Annotated in this window: 16 protein-coding genes; all 16 read left to right on the forward strand. The window is 41.3% G+C overall.

All coding sequences use genetic code 11. The annotated features are described in order from the left end of the window. Positions 1-463: 463 nt before the first annotated feature. A complete protein-coding gene (gene truB, locus G7Y32_RS10195; protein WP_165213405.1) occupies positions 464-1,360 on the forward strand; it encodes a tRNA pseudouridine(55) synthase TruB in 897 nt (298 codons plus the stop codon). A gap of 6 nt (positions 1,361-1,366) precedes the next feature. After that, the gene (locus G7Y32_RS10200; protein WP_165213407.1) at positions 1,367-2,284 is read left to right on the forward strand and encodes a bifunctional riboflavin kinase/FAD synthetase; all 918 of its coding nucleotides are present in this window, start codon (positions 1,367-1,369) and stop codon (positions 2,282-2,284) included. Positions 2,285-2,379: 95 nt separating this feature from the next. After that, positions 2,380-2,793 (forward strand): Spx/MgsR family RNA polymerase-binding regulatory protein, encoded by a 414-nt coding sequence (locus tag G7Y32_RS10205; protein ID WP_165213409.1) that lies wholly within the window; start codon positions 2,380-2,382, stop codon positions 2,791-2,793. Next, entirely contained in the window at positions 2,786-3,070 is a 285-nt protein-coding gene (locus G7Y32_RS10210) for a UPF0223 family protein (RefSeq protein ID WP_165213411.1), read from the forward strand. Before G7Y32_RS10205 ends, G7Y32_RS10210 begins: the two co-directional genes overlap by 8 nt. Further along, positions 3,060-3,821 (forward strand): inositol monophosphatase family protein, encoded by a 762-nt coding sequence (locus G7Y32_RS10215; protein WP_165213413.1) that lies wholly within the window; start codon positions 3,060-3,062, stop codon positions 3,819-3,821. Before G7Y32_RS10210 ends, G7Y32_RS10215 begins: the two co-directional genes overlap by 11 nt. A 1,189-nt stretch (positions 3,822-5,010) precedes the next feature. Next, positions 5,011-9,183 carry a glycoside hydrolase family 70 protein gene (locus tag G7Y32_RS10220; RefSeq protein ID WP_165213415.1) on the forward strand — a complete coding sequence of 1,391 codons (4,173 nt, stop codon included), beginning with the start codon at positions 5,011-5,013 and terminating at the stop codon, positions 9,181-9,183. A 106-nt stretch (positions 9,184-9,289) separates the two neighbouring features. Further along, the gene (locus G7Y32_RS10225) at positions 9,290-10,606 is read left to right on the forward strand and encodes an RsmF rRNA methyltransferase first C-terminal domain-containing protein (protein WP_165213417.1); all 1,317 of its coding nucleotides are present in this window, start codon (positions 9,290-9,292) and stop codon (positions 10,604-10,606) included. Positions 10,607-10,742: 136 nt separating this feature from the next. Next, complete coding sequence (locus G7Y32_RS10230) at positions 10,743-11,615, forward strand: phosphate ABC transporter substrate-binding protein PstS family protein (RefSeq protein WP_165213419.1); 873 nt, start codon at positions 10,743-10,745, stop codon at positions 11,613-11,615. An 11-nt stretch (positions 11,616-11,626) separates the two neighbouring features. Beyond that, positions 11,627-12,562: a phosphate ABC transporter permease subunit PstC gene (gene pstC / locus G7Y32_RS10235; protein WP_165213421.1), complete on the forward strand. Its 936-nt coding sequence runs from the start codon at positions 11,627-11,629 to the stop codon at positions 12,560-12,562. Beyond that, a complete protein-coding gene (pstA, locus tag G7Y32_RS10240) occupies positions 12,552-13,439 on the forward strand; it encodes a phosphate ABC transporter permease PstA (RefSeq protein WP_165213423.1) in 888 nt (295 codons plus the stop codon). The genes pstC and pstA overlap by 11 nt, the downstream gene beginning before the upstream one ends. 13 nt (positions 13,440-13,452) lie before the next feature. Then, the gene (pstB, locus tag G7Y32_RS10245; protein ID WP_165213425.1) at positions 13,453-14,256 is read left to right on the forward strand and encodes a phosphate ABC transporter ATP-binding protein PstB; all 804 of its coding nucleotides are present in this window, start codon (positions 13,453-13,455) and stop codon (positions 14,254-14,256) included. A gap of 11 nt (positions 14,257-14,267) precedes the next feature. Continuing rightward, positions 14,268-15,026: a phosphate ABC transporter ATP-binding protein PstB gene (pstB, locus tag G7Y32_RS10250; RefSeq protein ID WP_165213427.1), complete on the forward strand. Its 759-nt coding sequence runs from the start codon at positions 14,268-14,270 to the stop codon at positions 15,024-15,026. Positions 15,027-15,061: 35 nt separating this feature from the next. After that, entirely contained in the window at positions 15,062-15,715 is a 654-nt protein-coding gene (phoU, locus tag G7Y32_RS10255; RefSeq protein ID WP_004227639.1) for a phosphate signaling complex protein PhoU, read from the forward strand. A 99-nt stretch (positions 15,716-15,814) separates the two neighbouring features. After that, positions 15,815-18,367 (forward strand): M1 family metallopeptidase, encoded by a 2,553-nt coding sequence (locus G7Y32_RS10260; protein WP_165213429.1) that lies wholly within the window; start codon positions 15,815-15,817, stop codon positions 18,365-18,367. Between the two features lie 890 nt (positions 18,368-19,257). Continuing rightward, complete coding sequence (locus tag G7Y32_RS10265) at positions 19,258-19,932, forward strand: response regulator transcription factor (protein WP_165213431.1); 675 nt, start codon at positions 19,258-19,260, stop codon at positions 19,930-19,932. Continuing rightward, on the forward strand, positions 19,922-21,307 hold the full coding sequence (locus G7Y32_RS10270) for a sensor histidine kinase (RefSeq protein WP_165213433.1): 1,386 nt from the start codon (positions 19,922-19,924) through the stop codon (positions 21,305-21,307). The genes G7Y32_RS10265 and G7Y32_RS10270 overlap by 11 nt, the downstream gene beginning before the upstream one ends. Positions 21,308-21,534 lie beyond the last annotated feature (227 nt).

Here is a 21,534-nt window from a genome sequence, read left to right on the forward strand (position 1 = left end):
CTTATTCTGAATTTTTAGCACAGAAAAAGACTACTAGGGACGAGCTAGTAGTCTAAATATAATTTTTTTCGCTTTGATTATATCATAGGGAGGGAATTTTTGCATTCTTTGTAGTTTTCGTATAAAACTCGTCCAGCCTTCCTGTTTTGTAATAAACTTTTGGCGCAGTGGTTGGGAGCAAGACTTGTTGGCTACGCCAAGAAGTCTTACCCCTGCACCAAATCAGAAAACCTAAACGAATGTGATGGCCATCGTTCATCTTATTTCCAGCCTCAATTCAAAAGGTCTGGGAGACTTTTTGAATCGGGAAATAAAACTTGCAAAGCAAGTGTCAAAAACGGTCTGAGGAGAGACCGTTTCAGGTTATCACTTTAAAACCAGGATGTGGGGAGAACCAAAATTTTCAATTTTTGGTTTTTTCCACTCCCTTTCTTTTAGTTCCAAAAAAAGGTATAATATCAGAATGATTAACGGTATTATTAATCTTAAAAAAGAAGCTGGTATGACCAGTCATGATGCAGTTTTTAAATTGCGAAAGATTTTGCAAGAAAAAAAAATTGGCCACGGAGGTACCCTTGATCCCGATGTGACGGGAGTTCTGCCTATTGCGGTTGGCAAGGCAACCCGTGTCTTAGAATACATGACCGAAAGCGGTAAGGTTTATGAGGGGCAGGTTACCCTAGGTTATTCGACTACTACCGAGGATGCTAGTGGCCAGCTTGTTCATAAAACTCCTATTAGTAGGGAGGAGCAACTGACAGATGAACAAGTTGACCAAGCTATGTCTAGCTTTTTAGGGAAAATCACACAAGTACCGCCTATGTATTCTGCTGTCAAAGTCAATGGTCGCAAGCTTTATGAGTATGCTAGGGCAGGTGAGACTGTTGAGCGTCCTCGGCGTCAAGTGACAATTGGAGAGTTTGTTCGGACATCTCCCTTAAGCTTTGAAGATGGTGTATGTCATTTTGATTTTCGAGTATCCTGTAGCAAGGGAACCTATGTTCGGACTTTGGCAGTTGATTTAGGGGCTAGGCTTGGTTATGCCAGCCATATGTCTGCTCTCAGGCGAACTGCTTCAGCCGGATTGCAGCTTGAGCAAGCCTATACTTTATCTGAACTTGCTGATAGGGTTGCTGCGGGAGACTATGATTTTCTTTTGCCAATCGAGTATGGTGTCTTAGATCTTCCCCATGTAGACCTGTCTGATAAACAAAAGCAGGATATCTCATTTGGTCGCTTTATTGACTTGCAAACTGAAGAGTCACAAGAACAGATCTTGGCGGCCTTCTATCAGGGACATTTGGTAGCTATTTTAGAAAAGTGTGATCAGAGCTACAAACCGCGTAAGGTTTTTATTTGAGAAACAATGGAAATTATTTCAATTAAAGATTATCACGATATTCGACAAGAAGAGGAAACAGTCCTTGTTTTGGGCTATTTTGATGCCCTTCATAAGGGACATAAGGTTCTTTTTGACCGCGCCAAGGCATTGGCTGAGGAAAAACAGTTAAAAATGGCTGTCCTGACTTTTTATGAGTCTCCTAAATTAGCTTTCTCACGTTTTGAACCTGATTTACTTAATCATATTCTTTCCCCAGAGAAACGCTATGCTAAGTTTGCGGATTACGGGGTGGACTATCTCTATCTGACAAATTTCACGTCAAACTTCGCACAAATAGCTTCTGATGCGTTTATTAAGACCTATATTAAGGCTCTGAAAGCTCAAACGATTGTTGTTGGTTTTGATTATAAGTTTGGCCATGATCGAAGCGATGCGGATTACTTGGCAAGAAATTTTTCTGGTCAACTTGTCAAAGTGGCAGAAGTCACCCAAGATAGGCAAAAGATTTCCTCTACTCGCATCCGTAACTTGATTAGTCAAGGTCAAGTTGACAAGGCTAATCAGCTCTTAGGACATGAGTTTTCAACTAGAGGGCTTGTCGTTCATGGAGACGCAAGAGGCCGAACTATTGGTTTTCCAACAGCTAATCTGGCTCCTCTTGACCGGACTTTTCTTCCCGCCGATGGGGTCTACGTCACGGATATCTTGTTAAAGGGACAGAGGTACCGAGCCATGACTAGCATTGGTAAGAATGTTACCTTCGGCGGGACTACCCTCCGTTTGGAAGCCAATATTTTTGACTTCTCTGGGGACATCTATGGTGAAGAGCTTGAAATCATCTGGTTATATAAAATTCGTGAGATGATTAAATTCAACGGAATAGATGACTTAGTTGACCAGCTCCGGCAAGATCAAAAACTGGCTAACGATTGGCCCTTCTAAATCTCTAGTTAGTGATATGGGTTGGCTTAATTTTATCTGGAATTTTTGGCTTTTTTTGTGTATAATGGCAGGGTGAAAGGGTTATTAATGACTTTATGATTACACTATTTTTATCGCCTAGCTGCACTAGTTGTCGTAAAGCCCGCGCCTGGTTAACCAACCATGAGGTAGCTTTTCAAGAACATAATATTATTACCAGTCCTTTATCGGCAGATGAATTACGAGCTATTTTAGCTTTGACCGAAAATGGAACTGAAGATATCATTTCGACACGCTCAAAGGTTTTTCAAAAACTTGATATAGATGTTGACGATTTATCCATTTCAGAATTAATTGATTTGATTGCTAAAAATCCAAGCTTGCTTCGTCGACCAATCATCTTGGATAAAAAGCGGATGCAAATAGGTTTTAACGAAGATGAAATTCGAGCCTTTTTGCCTCGCCATTATCGGGAGCAAGAGTTACGTCAAGCAACAATTAGAGCAGAATTAGAGAGAAATCATGACTAAGAATTATTCTTATCCGCTCGATTCTTCATGGAGCACTGACGAGATTTCATCAGTGCTTTCTTTTTTGAATCGTGTTGAAGAGGCTTATGAATCCAGAGTTGATGTTAAAGCCTTTATGGAAGCTTATCGGGACTTCAAAAAGGTGATACCAAGCAAGATGGAAGAAAAACAGATTGACCGTGCTTTTGAAAAAGCTAGCGGCTACTCCAGCTATCGAGCTCTTCAAGCAGCAAAAGCAAAAAGAAAAGAAGAAGGGTGGATTTCCCTTGGACATTAAATTTAAATTTGCTCAGAACTTAATTCGACAGGCAGCGGATTACGTCCGTAAACGGATGACAGAAGATTTACAGATTGAGGAAAAGACCCGTTTTGATGATCTGGTCACTAATATTGATAAGGATACGCAAGATTTTATGGTTGAGTGTATTCAGCAAGCCTATCCTGATGATTATATCCTTGGAGAAGAAAACGGCCTCTATCATGATCTCCAGTTAGGTCATGTGTGGGTCTTGGATCCAATTGATGGAACGGTCAATTTTATCGCTCAAAAGCGAGACTTTGCGATTATGATTGCCTACTACGAGGAAGGAATTGGCAAATTTGGTCTCATCTATGATGTTACAGGCGATAAGCTTTATAGCGGCGGTGGCCATTTTGAAGTAACTTGTAACGGTCGTCCTTTACTCTCTTATCAGGCTCGTCCCTTGAGTCGCCAACTGCTGGGAGCAAATGGCAGTATGTATGCTAATAACTACCTTGGCTTAGCTGACTTTTCCAAGGAGCTTCTTGGTGTCAGAGTCTTAGGTAGTGCTGGTATCAGTATGAGTCGGGTTCTGGAAGGTGAGTTCTTTGGTTATTGCTCGTCGATTTCCCCTTGGGACTATGCAGCGGCAACTATTATGGGAAAGAAATTAGGTTATGAACTCTTAACCATGGCGGGAGAGCCCTTAGATTACAAAAATCGTCAGGCGGTTATGTTCATTCCACAGGCAGAGGTAGCAAGGGTCAAAAAAATCATTCATAAATAAACAAAGAGGAAGTTGGGAGTAGGATTCAATCAGTAAATCGTGATAAAATCGCGGCTTTGATGTCCCTAGCTCTCTTGTTTTAGGACTCAGATCTTTGCCCCTGTCCTGTTTTTAAGTGGCAGGCTTTGGCAGTCTATTATTCCCAGACTGCCAAAGTCCACTGGAGTATTTTGACACTTGCTTTGCAAGCTTTATTTCCCGATTAAAAAGCTCTACCAGAGCTTTTTAACCCACCTCTGCACAGCTCAAACATACTAAGATTAGTAGTGAGGAAATCTCCGACGGGAGACAGTGACAGTCCTCACTACTTTTTCTTTATGATAAAGTAGAGGTGTCTTGTTAAGTCGTAAGACCTTTTGAGGATGGAGATAGGATGAACGGCGTTCATCACAATTTAGGCTGGCCACTACTCCTTGCGTAGTCCTTAAACAGTCCAGTAGTGTTTAAGGTAGGTGTCTAAAAATTAAAAAGCACCCAGTTGCAAAATAAGCCAATCAACAGTGGTTCATTGGTGGTAAAGTATCTCATGAACTGTGCAGGGATGAGACTAAGTTGGGCTAGCTAACCAGTCTTATTCCCAACCACTGCGTCCATCTAGTAAATTTAAAACAATGTTAAAGAATCTGGACTTTTGTCTCAGATTTTTTTCTTGCCTTTCTTTATAGAGCTGCACGAAGATTTTTTAATACTTTTTAAAAATCGAAACAATAAGTCAATGACTTCAGTTTACTGTATTTTTGCTTCGCCTGCACTGAACCAAGCGTTTATTCCAAAATAGGAATACTGGAGAGTTTTTGCTCAGTCTCGTATTGTATTAGATTCAGCGATAACGGGTTTATCTAAGGCCTTGCGATACGAGCCGAAGCAATCGATATTATTGCGGTAGGCGAGTTAGTGAGGGCTTTAGCCAAGATCCCATAGGACTTGCCGTGTTAAATCCAGTGATAACGGATTTATCTAAGGCCTTGACTTGTTTGCTTCTAATTTTTTGAGCCTAACTAAGTGCAAACAATTGAAGCCAATTTTGATTTGAAGTTGTCTTTATTAAAAAACAGGAAATATTTTTGTAAAATTAATATAACTGACTAGTAATAAATCCAATGATATGTTATGATAATTAGGATGTTGAAATATTTTGATGAGAAATACTATTTCAATTATCGAATAAATAAAGATAAAGGAGTTTTTCATGGAGAGAGAAACAAAATTGCATTACAAGATGCGAAAGGTTAAGAAGCGCTGGGTAACTGTGGCCATTGCGACAGCAGCCGTTTCAATGACGCTATTGGGGGTAAGCACTGTAAATGCAGACTCGGTAGTGACTAGCGATGCGTCGGCAGCTGATCAGGTTCTTGTAACTAGTCAAACCGCAGTTGCGGAACCCCAAACTGTGACAGAGCAGCAAGCCGTTCAGATTGCGCCGTCAGCTCAAGTTGATCTTGTCCAAACAGAAGTTGAAGAAAGTGCTGATCTTTCAGTGAACAAGGGTGCCGATCAAGCCAATGTTACAAGCCAAGTCAGTCAAGCGCCTGCCGAGGCAGAAGAGAGCCAGTTACAAACCACTCAAGCGGCTGTGGCTCAACCGAGGGCTGCTAGGCAAGTTAACCGCCTGGTGCAAACCAAACCAGAAACAGTTAAGACAGACGTTAATCGTTTGGTTGCTGAAAGACCTGAGCTGACGACTCCTAAGCTTGATAATTTAAACTTATCTAAGTTAGTACAGACACCATCAGTGAATGATTTTGCAACCAATAATCAGGCTTATAGCAATCAGGCCAGCAGTTTTGAAACAGTTGATAACTACCTGACGGCTGATTCTTGGTATCGTCCTAAAGCTATCTTGAAAAATGGTCAAACGTGGACAGCCAGTGGTGAAAACGATTTTCGTCCTATCTTGATGTCTTGGTGGCCAGATACAGCAACCAAGGCTGCCTATGTTAATTTCTGGGCTAAGGAAGGTCTAGTTTCTGGTACCTATACACAAAATTCCCGTAATCTTGATAGCGCTGCTCAGGCTATTCAGACCGCTATTGAAAAGAGAATTGCTTCCGAAGGGAATACGACTTGGTTGCGCAATAAGATGAGTCAGTTTGTTCAATCGCAATCTCAGTGGAATATCAATTCGGAAAATCCAACAGCTTACCCTAATCAGGACCACTTCCAAGGGGGAGCCTTACTCTTTAGCAATAACGAAGCAACGGCTCATGCTAACTCAGATTGGCGCTTGCTCAACCGCAATCCTACTCAGCAAAATGGCCGTGTCAATTACCATAAATCTTCTTATGGTGGTTATGAGTTACTTTTGGCTAACGATGTTGATAACTCTAACCCAATCGTTCAAGCTGAACAACTCAACCATTTCCATTACCTCATGAACTGGGGTGAGATTGTCATGGGTGATAAGGAAGCTAACTTTGATGGCGTTCGGGTTGATGCAGTGGATAATGTCGATGCTGACCTTTTGCAGATTCAGCGCGATTACTACAAGGCCAAATACGGTATTGACCAAAATGAAAAGAATGCCATTGATCATTTGTCAATCTTAGAAGCTTGGTCTGGTAATGATAATGATTATGTCAGAGATCAGGATAATTTCTCCTTGTCTATCGATAATGACCAACGCAGTGCTATGTTGAGAGCTTTCGGGTATGCGTCAGCCTACCGTAGCGATTTGAGTACTTTAGCCACAGCTGGTTTGCAAAATCGCAGCCGAACCAACAGTGCTGATCCGGTTCCTAACTACGTCTTTATTCGGGCTCATGATTCGGAAGTACAAACTCGGATTGCCACCATCATTCGGGAGCGTTTAGGAAAAGCGAATACCGATGGTCTAACCAATATCACCTTAGATGACTTAGAAAAGGCCTTTGCTATCTATAATAAAGATATGTACGCGACAGATAAGCAGTACTATATCAACAACCTTCCAATGGCCTATGCTTGGATGCTGCAAAATAAAGATACAGTGACCCGTGTTTATTATGGTGATATGTACACAGATGACGGTCAATACATGGCCACAAAGACCCCGTTCTACAATGCCATTGAAACCATGCTCAAGGCACGTATCAAATACGTTGCTGGCGGTCAAACTGCAGGGTATAATAGAGATTGGAATGGCGGGATTTTGACTTCTGTCCGTTACGGTAAGGGAGCTAATAGTGTAACAGATCGTGGAACAAGTGAAACACGTACATCAGGTATGGCGCTCCTGATAAACAATATACCAAACTTCCAAGCTAATCGTGGTGTGACTCTCAATATGGGAGCGGCCCATACTAATCAAGCTTACCGTCCGCTCTTGCTTTCGACTTCAACAGGTATTGCGACTTATTTGAATGACAGTGATGTTAAGAGCAGTCAATATAAATATACTGATAACCAAGGACGGTTAATTTTCAATGCCTCAGAACTTCGTGGTGTTGCCAATGCTCAAGTTTCAGGGATGATTCAAGTTTGGGTACCAGTTGGTGCTGCTGACAATCAGGATGTTCGCATTGCTCCTAGCACCAGACGTAACAAATCATCTAATATCTATACTCAGAGCGATGCCTTGGATTCCCAAGTGATCTATGAAGGTTTCTCTAATTTCCAAGCTTTTGCTAAGACACCTGAACAATATACCAATGCGGTGATTGCTAAGAATGCAAATCTCTTTAAATCATGGGGCATTACCCAATTTGAAATGGCACCGCAGTATGTGTCATCAGAAGACGGAACCTTCTTGGATTCTGTTGTTCTAAATGGTTACGCCTTTAGCGATCGCTACGACTTGGCCATGAGTAAGAACAACAAGTATGGTTCCAAAGAAGATTTGGCCAATGCTATTAAGAGCTTGCACCAAGCTGGTATCAAGGTTCTATCTGACTGGGTACCAGATCAAATGTATAACCTGCCAGGCAAAGAAGTAGTCACAGCGACTCGGGTTGACCAATATGGTAGACCTAAGGCTGGTGCGACGATCAACAAGACGCCTTATGTAGTCAATACCAAGACTTATGGTGATTACCAAGAGCAATATGGCGGTAAATTCTTAGATGAGCTGCAAAAGCTCTACCCAAGTCTCTTCACGACCAAACAGATTTCTACAGGAAAACCAATTGATGGTTCGGTTAAGATTACTAACTGGTCGGCTAAGTACTTCAATGGTTCTAATATTTTAGGCCGTGGAGCTAAATATGTGCTGGGTGACAGCAAGGGCTATTTCAATCTGACAGACAATAAGCTCTACTTGCCAACAGCCTTGTTTAGTAAGTCAACAACTCCGTCGAAACCATCTGAGCCATCTCAGCCTTCAAAACCTTCTCAGCCTTCAAAACCATCTGTTTCAGGTATTTCTCATGATGGTAAGGGCTATGTTTACTATAAGAATGGTGTACAGGCGAAATCTAGCTTTATCACTGAAAATAATAACTTGTATTACTTTGATCAAAAGGGATACATGGTTACAGGTATGCAAAAGATTAACGGTGCAACTTATTACTTCGGAAAAGATGGTAAGGCTCTGAAAGATGGCATTTATACGGATAATGCCGGTAAGAGCTATTACTTCAACAGTCAAGGAAAACGCCTTGAAAATGGCTACTATCCATTTGGCGATAAATGGCGTCATTTTGAAAATGGTGTCATGGCTGTAGGTCTAACCCAAGTCAAAGGTAAATCCAAAACTTATACCCAATACTATGATGCTCAAGGTTTCCAAATCAAAGGAGAACTTGTAACTGATAAAGACGGTAAGGTGAGATACTTCGATAAACAGTATGGTAATATGGCCGTGAACCAGTTTATCACCAATGCTCAAGGTAAAAAATCTTATTTCACTGGAGATGGTACGCGTTACGAGAATGGCTACTATCAATTTGGTAATAAATGGCGTCATTTCACCAATGGCATTATGGATGTTGGCTTGACTCAAGTCAAAGGTAAGTACAAGACCTACACCCAATTCTACGATGCTTATGGTTTCCAAGTTAAGGGCGGCTTTATTACTGATGATAAAGGTAAAGTAAGATATTTCGATAAAGAGTACGGGAATATGGTTTCTAACCAGTTTGTTAAAAATTCAGACGGTGAAACGTTCTACTTTGATAAAAATGGTATTGCCGTAACTGGTTGGCAGGTCATCGATGGACAACGACTTTACTTTAATGCAAATGGTGTTTTAGTCCAAAGGTCAAGACGATCTAGCAATCAGATTTATGAACGTCCTCGTCATCAGAATCGTTATTCTCTAAATGGATACTTCTATCATTATCCACGTCATACTGAAAGGAATCGTTATGGTTACAGTTTCAGAGATTATGGCTTCGGCGGTTATGATTTCTTTGATCTTCGAGATTTCTTCCCTTGGGGCAGATTTTAGAATGTAGGATTCATCAGCGAAAGTAAGTCTCTCGCTGTAGATAGAAAATGCTTTTAAAAAGGTTAGAATGGTGCAAACCACTAGCCTTTTTTGGTATAATGCTTTTATGACATTACCTAAGGACTTTATTGAAAAATATCAAGCAATTTTAGGGGATAGCAGTGATGAGTTTTTGACAAGTCTGCAGCAAGAAGCTGTGTCCGCTTTTCGCTTAAACCCTTTAAAAAAAGTACCACAAAGTTTTCCTAATGCAATCCCTCATACACTCTGGGGCTATTATGGCAAGATTTCAGGCAAGTCTATTGAGCATGTTACCGGTTTGGTCTATTCACAAGAACCAGCTGCTCAGATGGTGGGGCAAGTTGCCGCTCCGGCCAAGGGCATGAAGGTTTTAGACTTGGCGGCTGCTCCTGGTGGTAAGACAACTCATTTACTTTCCTACTTAGATAATACTGGACTCCTCGTCAGTAACGAGATTTCAAAAAAACGCAGCAAGGTTTTAGTGGAAAATGTCGAGCGTTTCGGGGCGCGTAATGTTGTGGTGACAAATGAGTCTCCCCAGCGTTTAGCTAAAATTTTCCCAGCTTATTTTGACCTGATTGTCCTTGATGCTCCCTGTTCCGGCGAAGGGATGTTTCGCAAAGATACAGAGGCTATTCAATATTGGTATCAGGACTATCCGGTTCAATGTGCCGGCTTGCAAAGAGAGATTCTAAAAGAAGCCATGACTATGCTGGCTCCTGGTGGCCGTCTTGTTTACTCTACTTGTACTTGGGCTCCGGAAGAAAACGAAACTGTTATCTCTTGGCTTTTGAAGCATTATCCTGATCTACGTTTGCTGCCAATTGAAAAAATTAATGGGATGGTTGACGGCATTGATATGCCTGAAACCGCTCGAATATATCCTCATCGTTTTAAGGGAGAGGGACAGTTCATCGCTCATCTGCAAGATAGACGGCCTGTGCTCAAGAAGCCCCTAAAAGTCAAATCTCCTAAGAGCAATTTGACTCAAGAGCAGAAGCGCCTCTGGCAGGAGTTTGCGGACCGGCTATTAAACATCAAGCTAACAGGTATACTGCAGACCTTCGGTGATGAGCTCTACTGTCTTCCTAAAGACCTGCCTGATTTGTCGGGCCTAAAGATAGCCCGCAATGGACTCCATCTTGGAACCTTTAAAAAGAAGCGATTTGAACCTTCATTTGCTTTGGGGTTAGCTCTGACTAGTGATCAAGTCAATTATAGCTTGACCTTAAGCGAAGAAGACTTCAGAGCCTATGTCTCTGGGAATACAGTAGCCATTGATGGTGAGCACAGCAATGGCTGGTATCAGGTTTTAGCGGGCGGCAATGGTCTTGGATTTGCCAAACTGGTTAATGGAACCTTAAAAAATTATTTCCCTAAAGGTTTGCGCTTTTCCCCATGATGTAACAGTTTTGTTACAATGAAAACTGGTATATCCAAAATAAAAGTAATGTGTTATCATTAGGAGTGGAGGTTTGATGCTTCCAATTATATATTACAATCGCTTGATTTTAGAACTAAATTGACAGGAATTGAAGATGAAAAAATGGAATAAAAAACGTTTGTTTCTCCTTGCGATGATGGGGGCAGCTCTCTTTTGTCTGTCTGCCTGCGCCAGCTGGATTGACAGAGGAGAGAATATTACTTCTGTTGGATCAACAGCCCTGCAACCTTTGGTAGAAGGAGCAGCTGACAGTTTTTCTGAAAAGAATCAAGGTAAGATTATCAACGTTCAAGGCGGTGGATCTGGAACAGGCTTATCTCAAGTTCAATCCGGTGCGGTCCAGATTGGTAACAGTGATGTCTTTGCTGAGGAAAAAAGTGGTATTGATGCCAGCAAACTCGTTGATCATCAGGTTGCTGTCGCAGGGATCGCCGTTATTGCGAATAAAGAGGTAGGGATGAAAAATCTAACGCCCGAGCAGCTGCAAAAAATCTTTACTGGAGAATATACCAATTGGAAACAATTGGGCGGTAAGGATTTGGAAATTACCATTATCAATCGCGCAGCTGGCTCAGGAACCCGCTCAACTTTTGACAGTGTTATCATGAAAAATAAGGAGAGCAAACAGAGCCAAGAACAGGATTCAAACGGTATGGTTCGCTCTATTGTGTCACAGACTCCTGGAGCTATCTCATATTTGGCTTTTGCTTACGTTGATGATAGCGTAGCGACTGTTAAGCTTAATGGACATGCCCCAACTGCAAAAAATGTCACCACCAATGATTGGCCTCTCTGGTCCTATGAGCATATGTATACCAAAGGGAAAGCTACAGGTTTAACCAAGGAATTCTTGGATTATATCCTTAGTGATGAGGTTCAAAATGGGGTCGTTAAAGACATGGGTTACATTTCCATTAATGATATGAAGGTCGTTAAAGACGCTGATGGTAATGTGACAACTAAATAAGAGGAGTTTTCATGAAAAAACAGGATTTGGCGACACAGTTAACTTCGCCATCGAAAAATTCACGGCTGGAAAAATTTGGCAAGACCATCTCCTTTCTTTGTTTGATGCTAATTGCCTTTATTGTCGCCATGATTTTAATTTTTGTAGCTCAAAAAGGCTTATCAACTTTTTTTGTTGATGGTGTCAATATCTTTGATTTTCTATTTGGAAAAAACTGGAAACCATCGGTCAAAGATGCTCACGGGCAATATATGATGGGAGCTCTACCGATGATTACGGGGTCTTTCATTGTTACTATTTTATCGGCCTTGATTGCAACGCCGTTTGCGATTGGAGCTGCTATCTTTATGACAGAGATTTCTCCCAAGCGGGGAGCGCGCCTGCTTCAGCCTGCTATTGAACTTCTGACAGGGATTCCATCAGTAGTTTATGGTTTTATTGGTTTGCAAGTGGTTGTACCAGCTGTCCGTACACTGTTCGGTGGTACCGGTTTTGGGATCCTTTCGGGAGTTTTTGTGCTCTTCGTCATGATTCTGCCTACTGTTACCTTTATGACAACGGATAGCTTGCGTTCGGTTCCTCGTCATTATCGTGAAGCTAGTCTGGCTATGGGGGCTACACGTTGGCAAACAATTTGGCGCGTCATTCTACACGCTGCTAAGCCAGGGATTTTCACAGCTGTTGTCTTTGGAATGGCGCGTGCTTTTGGTGAAGCTTTGGCTATTCAGATGGTTGTCGGAAATTCAGCTGTTATGCCAACTTCGCTGATTACTCCAGCGTCAACCTTAACGTCAGTTCTAACCATGGGCATCGGAAATACTGTTATGGGAACAGTTCAGAATAATGTTCTCTGGTCCTTGGCCTTGGTTCTGTTGATTATGAGTTTGGCCTTTAATATGCTGATGAGGTTTATTACGAGGGAGAAAAAAGTAAACTATGAACGCTAAACAATTTGATAAAGTTATGACGGCAATCCTCTACACGATTGCTGGTATCATTGTTACTATACTGGCTGCTTTAATTCTCTACATTTTACTCAGAGGACTGCCGCATGTCAGCTGGCACTTTCTGACAGGGAAGTCTTCTTCGTATGAAGCTGGGGGCGGTATCGGTGTCCAACTCTATAATTCCCTCTTTTTATTGGTTATCACACTAATCATTTCCATTCCTCTTTCTATGGGAGCTGGGATTTATCTGGCTGAATATGCTAAAAAAGGACGTTTGACAGATTTTATCCGAACTTGTATTGAGATTTTGTCCTCGTTGCCCTCTGTTGTAGTAGGCCTCTTTGGTTATTTGATTTTTGTTGTCCAGTTTCAATATGGCTTTTCTATTATCTCGGGTGCTTTGGCTTTAACTGTCTTTAACTTGCCGCAAATGACACGGACAGTCGAGGATAGTTTGCGCAATGTCCATCATACGCAGCGCGAAGCAGGGTTGGCATTAGGGCTTTCTCGTTGGGAAACAGTGCTTCATGTGGTTATTCCAGAAGCAATTCCTAGTATCGTTACGGGGGTTGTATTGGCTTCCGGACGTATCTTTGGTGAGGCAGCAGCGCTTATCTATACAGCAGGGCAGTCAGCTCCTGCTCTTGATTGGAATAATTGGAATCCTTTAAGCGTTACGAGCCCTATCTCGATTTTTAGACAATCTGAAACGCTGGCTGTCCACATTTGGAAGGTTAACAGCGAAGGGACCATCCCTGATGCGACCATGGTGTCGGCTGGTAGTGCCGCCATCCTTCTCATTTTCATTTTAATCTTTAATCTCTCTGCTCGCTATCTGGGCAAGAAATTGCATGCTCGCTTGACATCGGCGAAATAAATAAGGAATATATATGGCAGAATATAATTGGAATGAGCGTCATATCATGACTTTTGAAGGCAAAGAATTGGCACTTGAGACCAAGGATTTGCATGTTTATTATGGCCAAAATGAAGCCATCAAGGGCATTGATATGCAGTTTGAAAAAAATAAAATTACAGCCTTTATCGGCCCATCGGGCTGTGGGAAATCAACTTTCTTGCGCAGTCTCAATCGTATGAATGATACCATTGATATTGCTAGGGTAACGGGTGAGATTTGGTATGAAGGGATTGACATCAATCGTCCTGAAATCAATGTTTATGCTATGCGCAAGCATATTGGCATGGTTTTTCAGCGTCCTAATCCTTTTGCAAAATCTATCTATAAAAATATCACCTTTGCTCACGAGCGTGCTGGTATAAAGGATAAACAAGTCTTAGATGAGATTGTTGAGAAATCACTCAAGCAAGCAGCACTTTGGGATCAGGTCAAGGATGATCTTCATAAGTCTGCTTTTACCTTATCTGGTGGGCAACAGCAGCGTCTTTGTATCGCTCGGGCTATTTCGGTTAAGCCAGACATTCTCCTAATGGATGAACCGGCTTCAGCCTTGGATCCGATTGCGACCATGCAGTTGGAAGAAACAATGGCCGAGCTCAAGAAGGACTATTCGATTATTATCGTTACCCATAATATGCAACAGGCTGCCCGTGTCAGCGACTATACAGCCTTCTTTTATTTAGGGGATTTGATTGAGTATGACAAGACGGCTAAGATTTTCCAAAATGCGCAGTGTCAATCGACCAGCGATTATGTTTCTGGCCGTTTCGGATAGAAAGGAATCTTATGACAGAACCTATTTTGCAGGTGAAAGACCTGTCGGTCTACTATAATCAAAAAAAAGCTCTGAATAATATTACTATGGATTTTATGCCTAATGAGATTACTACCTTGATTGGACCTTCTGGTTCAGGTAAGTCAACTCTGCTGAGGGCTATCAACCGTATGGGAGACCTTAATCCTGAAGTAACCTTGACAGGGGCCATCACTTACAACGGTCATAATATCTACGGACCAAGGACTGATACGGTAGAATTACGTAAGGAAATTGGTATGGTCTTTCAGCAGCCCAACCCATTTCCTATGACCATTTATGAAAATGTCACCTATGGTCTTCGTATCAAAGGAATTAAAGATAAGGCTGTTTTGGATGAAGCAGTAGAGACGTCCTTGATTGGAGCTTCCATCTGGGATGAGGTTAAAGACCGTCTGCACGATTCAGCCCTGGGCTTGTCTGGTGGGCAGCAGCAGCGGGTTTGTATTGCTCGTGTATTAGCAACCAGTCCCAAAATTATTTTAATGGACGAGCCGACATCTGCTCTTGATCCGATTTCTTCGGGGAAGATTGAAGAAACCCTCTATGGTCTGAAAGATCAATACACCATGCTCATTGTGACACGCTCTATGCAGCAAGCGTCTCGGATTTCCGATAAGACAGGTTTTTTCTTGGATGGTGACTTAATTGAATTTAATTCAACCAAGGAAATGTTCCTCAATCCTGCCCATGAAGAGACTGAAGATTATATCAGTGGTAAATTTGGTTAGTCTCGACGACTAAATAGATAGAAAGAAATGATTTTATGTTACGTACACAATTTGAAGACGAATTAGATAAATTGCATAATCAGTTTTATGCTATGGGGACTGAAGTCAGTTCCCAAATCAGTAAGACAGTTCGCGCTTTTATCAGCCACGATCGGCAGTTGGCCAAGGAAGTTATTGAGTCAGACGAGATTGTCAATAACTATGAAACGAAATTAGAAAAGAAATCTTTGGAAATCATTGCCCTGCAACAGCCTGTATCGACTGATTTACGTTCAGTCATTACTGTGCTCAAGGCATCTAGCGATGTTGAGCGTATGGGAGATCATGCTTCAGCTATTGCTAAGGCTACTATTCGGATGAAAGGCGAAGAGCGAATTACATCGGTTGAAGAGGCCATTAATAAAATGGGGCGTGCTGTCCGAGATATGGTTGAGGAAGCCATGAATGTCTATATCAAGGCTGATGAAGCGGCTGCCTATGCGGTAGCAGCTCATGATGAGCATATTGATAATCTTTTTATTGAAACGCAAAATATGACAGTGGAGGCTATCAAGGCTAATCCAGATGCCGCTTTTGCGGCTAAGGAATATTTCCAAGTCTTAATGTATTTGGAACGCATTGGAGATTATGCTCGCAATCTCTGTGAATGGGTTGTCTATCTTAAGACAGGAAAAATTATCGAACTTTAATAATGATTATGTTATAATTGAGATTGGTTTTGACCAATCTTTTTTGGTCTAAGAAGCAGGATAAAGTCTTGTAAAATTTATAAAAAATTGAGGAGTTTTATGAATTCAGTAGAACATTTTATCGAAAAATTTGTACCTGAAAATTACAATATTTTTCTGGATATTAACCGAAAGGCAAAGACTTTCTCAGGGAATGTTGCTATCAGTGGTGAGGCCTTAGATAATCAGGTTTCCTTTCATCAGAAAGATTTGATAGTCACTTCGGTCCTTTTGGATAATCAGGAGGTGGAGTTTAATCTGGATTCTGAAAAGGAAGCGGTCCATCTCGACTTGCCTGAAACGGGGAATATGACTCTAGTATTAGAATTCTCAGGTAAAATTACAGATAATATGACGGGGATTTATCCGTCTTATTATACGGTTAATGGTGTCAAAAAAGAAGTGATTGCCACACAATTTGAAAGTCATTTTGCTCGAGAAGCCTTCCCGTCTATCGACGAACCAGAAGCTAAGGCTACCTTTGATTTGGCTATTAAATTTGACCAAGAAGATGGGGAAGTAGTCATCTCAAATATGCCTGAGACTAATATTGAATTACGTCAGGAAACAGGCATTTGGACCTTTGCGACGACACCAAGAATGTCTTCTTACCTTTTAGCTTTTGCTCTAGGTGATTTGCAGGCTAAGAAAGCTCAGACTAAGAATGGTACCGAGGTTGGTGTTTTTTCTACCAAGGCCCATAAGGCTTCGTCTTTAGACTTTGCTCTGGATATTGCTGTCCGTGTTATTGATTTTTATGAGGATTATTATGGTGTTGCTTATCCCATTCCTCATTCTTATCATTTGGCTCTGCCTGATTTTTCAGCAGGGGCTATGGAAAACTGGGGGTTGGTAACCTATCGTGAAGTTTATTTGGTGGTTGATGAAAATTCAACGGTCAGTACCCGACAACAGGTGGCTTTAGTGATTGCCCATGAATTAGCCCATCAGTGGTTTGGCAATCTGGTTACTATGAAATGGTGGGATGATCTTTGGCTCAATGAGTCCTTCGCCAACATGATGGAATACGTTTCGGTTGATGCTATTGAGCCAAATTGGAATATCTTTGAAGATTTCCAAACAACAGGTGTTCCTCTAGCTCTTAAGCGAGATGCTACCGATGGGGTGCAGTCTGTTCATGTAGCGGTCAATCATCCTGATGAAATCAATACTCTCTTTGATCCAGCTATTGTTTATGCTAAGGGAAGTCGCCTCATGCACATGCTCCGTCGCTGGTTAGGAGATAAGGACTTTGCAGCAGGGCTTAAAAGTTATTTCGAAAAACATCAGTATCGTAATACGATCGGTCGCGATTTGTGGAATGCTCTTTCAGCAAGTTCCGAAAAGGATGTCGCTAGCTTTATGGATGCTTGGTTGGAACAGCCAGGCTATCCAGTTGTGACTGTCCAAGTCCTTGATGATAATCTGATTCTCAGTCAGAAGCAGTTCTTTATTGGAGAACATGAAGATAGGAATCGCTCCTGGCAGATTCCACTAAATAGTAATTGGTCTGGCCTTCCGGATACTTTGTCTGAAGCTAGTTTGACCATTCCTAATTACTCAAGTCTAGTCGCTCAGAATAAAGGGGCTGGGGCATTGCGTTTGAATACCGACAATACAGCCCATTATATTACTAACTATCAAGGCAAACTTTTGGATGACGTTCTAGCCGATTTTGCTAATTTAGATAAGACAGCCAAACTGCAGGTTTTGCAGGAACGCCGTCTGTTAGCTGAAAGCGGTGAAGTTTCTTACGCTGATCTTGTTACCTTGCTCAATAAGCTGCCAGAAGAAAGTTCCTATCTGGTCGCAGCAGCTGGCCAACAAATTATTTCAGGTTTGGATAGCTTTGTTGATGAAGGAACAAGCACCGAGGACAACTTCAAGAGCTTGATTAAGAAGGTCGCGGAAAACAACTTTAATCGCCTAGGTTTTGAAAAAATTGCTGGAGAAGCTGATGAAGATGAAATGGTTCGTCAATCAGCTATTCATCTCATGCTCAAGGCTGATGATGAGAGTGCCATTGCGCAAGCACACGCTATTTTCCAAGAATATCAAGCTAATATCGAAGCTATTCCGGCCTCAATTCGCTTGTCAGTTTTAGTTAATGAAATGAAACATTCTGAGACCCCAGCTTTAGTTGAACAGTATCTTTCTGCCTATGTGGCAAGTACAGATGGAATCTTTAAGCGCCAACTCTCTAATGCGCTTTCTTATACTAAGGATCCTGCAACTTTGGTTCATATTCTAACTCAGTGGAAGGATAAAGATGTTGTGAAACCACAAGATTTAGCAACTTGGTATGCTTATTTCTTGCAGCAAGACTTCACTCAAGGTAAGGTTTGGAATTGGGCCAAGGAAAATTGGGAGTGGATCAAGACGACTTTGGGTGGTGACATGAGCTTTGATAAGTTTGTGATTTACCCTTCTAATAACTTTAAGACAGATGCACGTCTAGCTGATTATAAGGCTTTCTTTGAACCTCAACTTGGTGATAAAGCCATTGCTAGAAATATAACAATGGGTATCAAGGAAATCTCTGCTCGCATTGACTTGATTAAAAAAGACAAGGCTGCGGTTGAAGTAGCTATCGACCTAGCTGTTGCCAAATAAAGCCTAGGGTCTGGGACAAACAGCCATGATAGCTTACCCCTGCACAGTTCATTAGGTACTTTAGCACCAATGAACTACTGCTGATTGGCTGTCCTTATCTTAGGGCTAGGGCGCAGTCTCATTTTCAGGCTCCCCTTAAACAGTCTACAGGACTGTTTAATTACCACGTAAGTGATAGCTTCAACAGTTTGTAAAACTGTTGGAGGTTACTAATCTGATGAACCTTGTTCATCTTATTTCCAACCTCAAAAGGTCTTACGACTTAACAAGACACCTCTACTTTATCATAAAGAAAAAGTAGTGAGGACTGTCACTGTCTCCCGTCGGAGATTTCCTCACTACTAATCTTAGTATGTTTGAGCTGTGCGAAGGTGGGTTAAAAAGCTCTGGTAGAGCTTTTTAATCGGGAAATAAAGCTTGCAAAGCAAGTGTCAAAATGCTCCAGTGGACTTTGGCAGTCTGGGGATAGACTGCTAAAGCCTGCCACCTAAAAATAAGAAAGTGGCAGAGGCCTGAGCCTTAAAGCGGGAGAGCGAGGAAAATCAAAGCCGTGATTTTTATCACGGTTTACTGATTTTTATCCCACTCTCTTTTTGCTTAGACAGGTTCAGTCGCTTTTTAGCAAGTCTTGCTAGACTGGTGTCAGTCGAACGACTTATTTTAACTTTTTGAAAATCAAAACTACATGTTGTTAACCTCATCTTGTCATGACCAAATACTGTCTACGTTTTGTTGCCCGACTTATTTTTTGATTTTCTCTGAGTATTAGTGATTAGTTCGCGCATTCTGGATAGAATTTATTAGGTAAAAATTCTTATTGTCAGATTAAGTTTTCGGCGACAAGGTACTGGATTTATGATAAGATAGAGGAAAGATTGGAGTACAGATATATGATTAAAATTTTATTAGTAGAAGATGACCTTAGCCTTTCAAATTCTGTTTTCGATTTTTTGGATGACTTTGCTGAAGTTACTCAAGTTTTCGATGGGGAGGAAGGCCTCTTTGAAGCAGAAACTGGTGTTTATGATTTGATTCTGCTCGATTTGATGTTGCCGGAAAAAGATGGTTTTACTGTCTTGAAAGAGCTGCGTGACAAAGGTATCCCAACCCCTGTCTTGATTACAACTGCTAAAGAAGCTTTGGATGATAAAGGACATGGTTTTGAACTCGGTGCCGATGACTACTTGACCAAGCCATTCTATTTGGAAGAATTGAAAATGCGGATTCAAGCACTCTTGAAGCGTTCTGGTAAAATCAATGATAAGCTTCTTACTTACGGAAATTTAGATTGTGATACGTCAACTAATACGGTAACCGTTGATGGTAAAGTTGTTGAACTTTTAGGTAAAGAATTTGATCTTTTGGTTTATTTCCTTCAAAACCAAAATGTTATTTTGCCTAAGACACAAATTTTCGATCGCATTTGGGGGTTTGACAGCGATACAACTGTCTCAGTTGTTGAAGTTTATGTTTCTAAGATTCGTAAAAAGCTCAAAGGAACAGATTTCGAGCAAAACTTGCAAACACTACGTAGTGTGGGGTATATCTTAAAGGATGTTCAATAAGTTAAAGAAGGGTCTCTTTTCTGAAGGATTCTCGACTTTTCTTCACTTCCTATCTGTCTTCACCGTAATTTTCTTGGTGATGACCATTTTGATTTTGCAAATCATGCGGATTGGGATTTATTCATCAGTTGATGACAACCTCGATAAGGCAGCTGAAAGTGTTAACTCCTATATCTATATGAATATGTATAAGGCGAGTCTTTACTCAGCCTTTGATGGTAATGATGATTCAGATCTCTCCATCTTTACTGATGGGGATGATTTTTTGGGAAATGGGACGACTCTTCCCGCTGATGCAAATGCTTCAGGTAGTCCAGAACAAAACAAATCCCATGTGGAATTGAATGCTACGATTGAAACAGTCATGTATGATAAAAATGGCAAGGTACTCAATAGCTCAGAAATTTTTTCCGGACTGAACAAACTGAAAATGAATCGGGATGAACTGGGTGATGTCAACGAGGTTAGTATTGATGGTAGTTTTCGCGAGAAGGAACACTACCGCTATAAGACCATTGCGGTATCAGACAAGCAATTTCCTAAGGTTGCTTATGTCACTATTGCCATTAGCGTCAATCAGCTGGATAGTGTTAATTCTCGTTATCAAATTATCATTATATCGGTGATGGTAACCTTCTGGCTATTGTCAGTCTTTGCCAGTGTCTATCTGGCCAATTGGTCACGTAAGCCGATTGTGGAAAGTTATGAAAGGCAAAAGAATTTTGTTGAGGATGCCAGTCATGAATTGCGGACACCTCTGACGGTTTTGCAAAACCGTTTAGAGAGTCTTTTTCGTAAGCCAGACCAAACGATTTTGGACAATTATGAAACTATTGCTTCTAGTTTGGAAGAAGTCCGGAATATGCGGATTTTAACTACCAATCTGTTGAATTTAGCTAGGCGAGATGATCATCTTAATCCTAACATTGAAGAAATTGAGCCAGCTTTCTTTGACAGTATTTTTGAGAATTACCAAATGATTGCTGAGGAAAATGGCAAAAGTTTAACCTGTCGTAATCAGCTTGATTTACCGATGAAATCTGATAAGACATTAATTAAGCAAGTCATGACCATTCTCTTTGATAATGCTGTTAAGTACACAGGAGAAGATGGGGCTATTGATATTAGCGTTACTAGCGAAGCAGGCAAAATGCTTATCTCAGTTGCGGATAATGGGGCTGGTATTAGCGAGGAAGATAAGATAAAGATTTTTGACCGCTTTTACCGGATTGATAAAGCTCGCAATCGTCAGACCGGTGGTTTTGGCTTAGGGCTATCTTTAGCTAAGCAGATTGTGGATGCCTTGAAAGGAACTATCTCTGTTCGTGATAATGAACCGACAGGAACTATTTTTGAAATTAAATTAAGCGCTTAAAAAAGCTGGGCAAGACATCCATGATGGCTCCGCCCTCACCCACAGAATAATGAAAACGGACACACAGCCCTCACTAGGTGTATAATCTTAGTGAGGGCTTTGTGGTTGACGAGTTAATGATTCTAGTAATCGAGGGCAAAACTGATCCACTCTACTGACGAGCACCCCAAAATATGCGATAAGCATGAGTATAAAAATACGACTAAAATTCGGTAGATAAGCTCTCT

This window comes from Streptococcus tangpeifui, assembly GCF_011038795.1.
GTDB classification, from domain to species: Bacteria; Bacillota; Bacilli; order Lactobacillales; family Streptococcaceae; genus Streptococcus; species Streptococcus tangpeifui.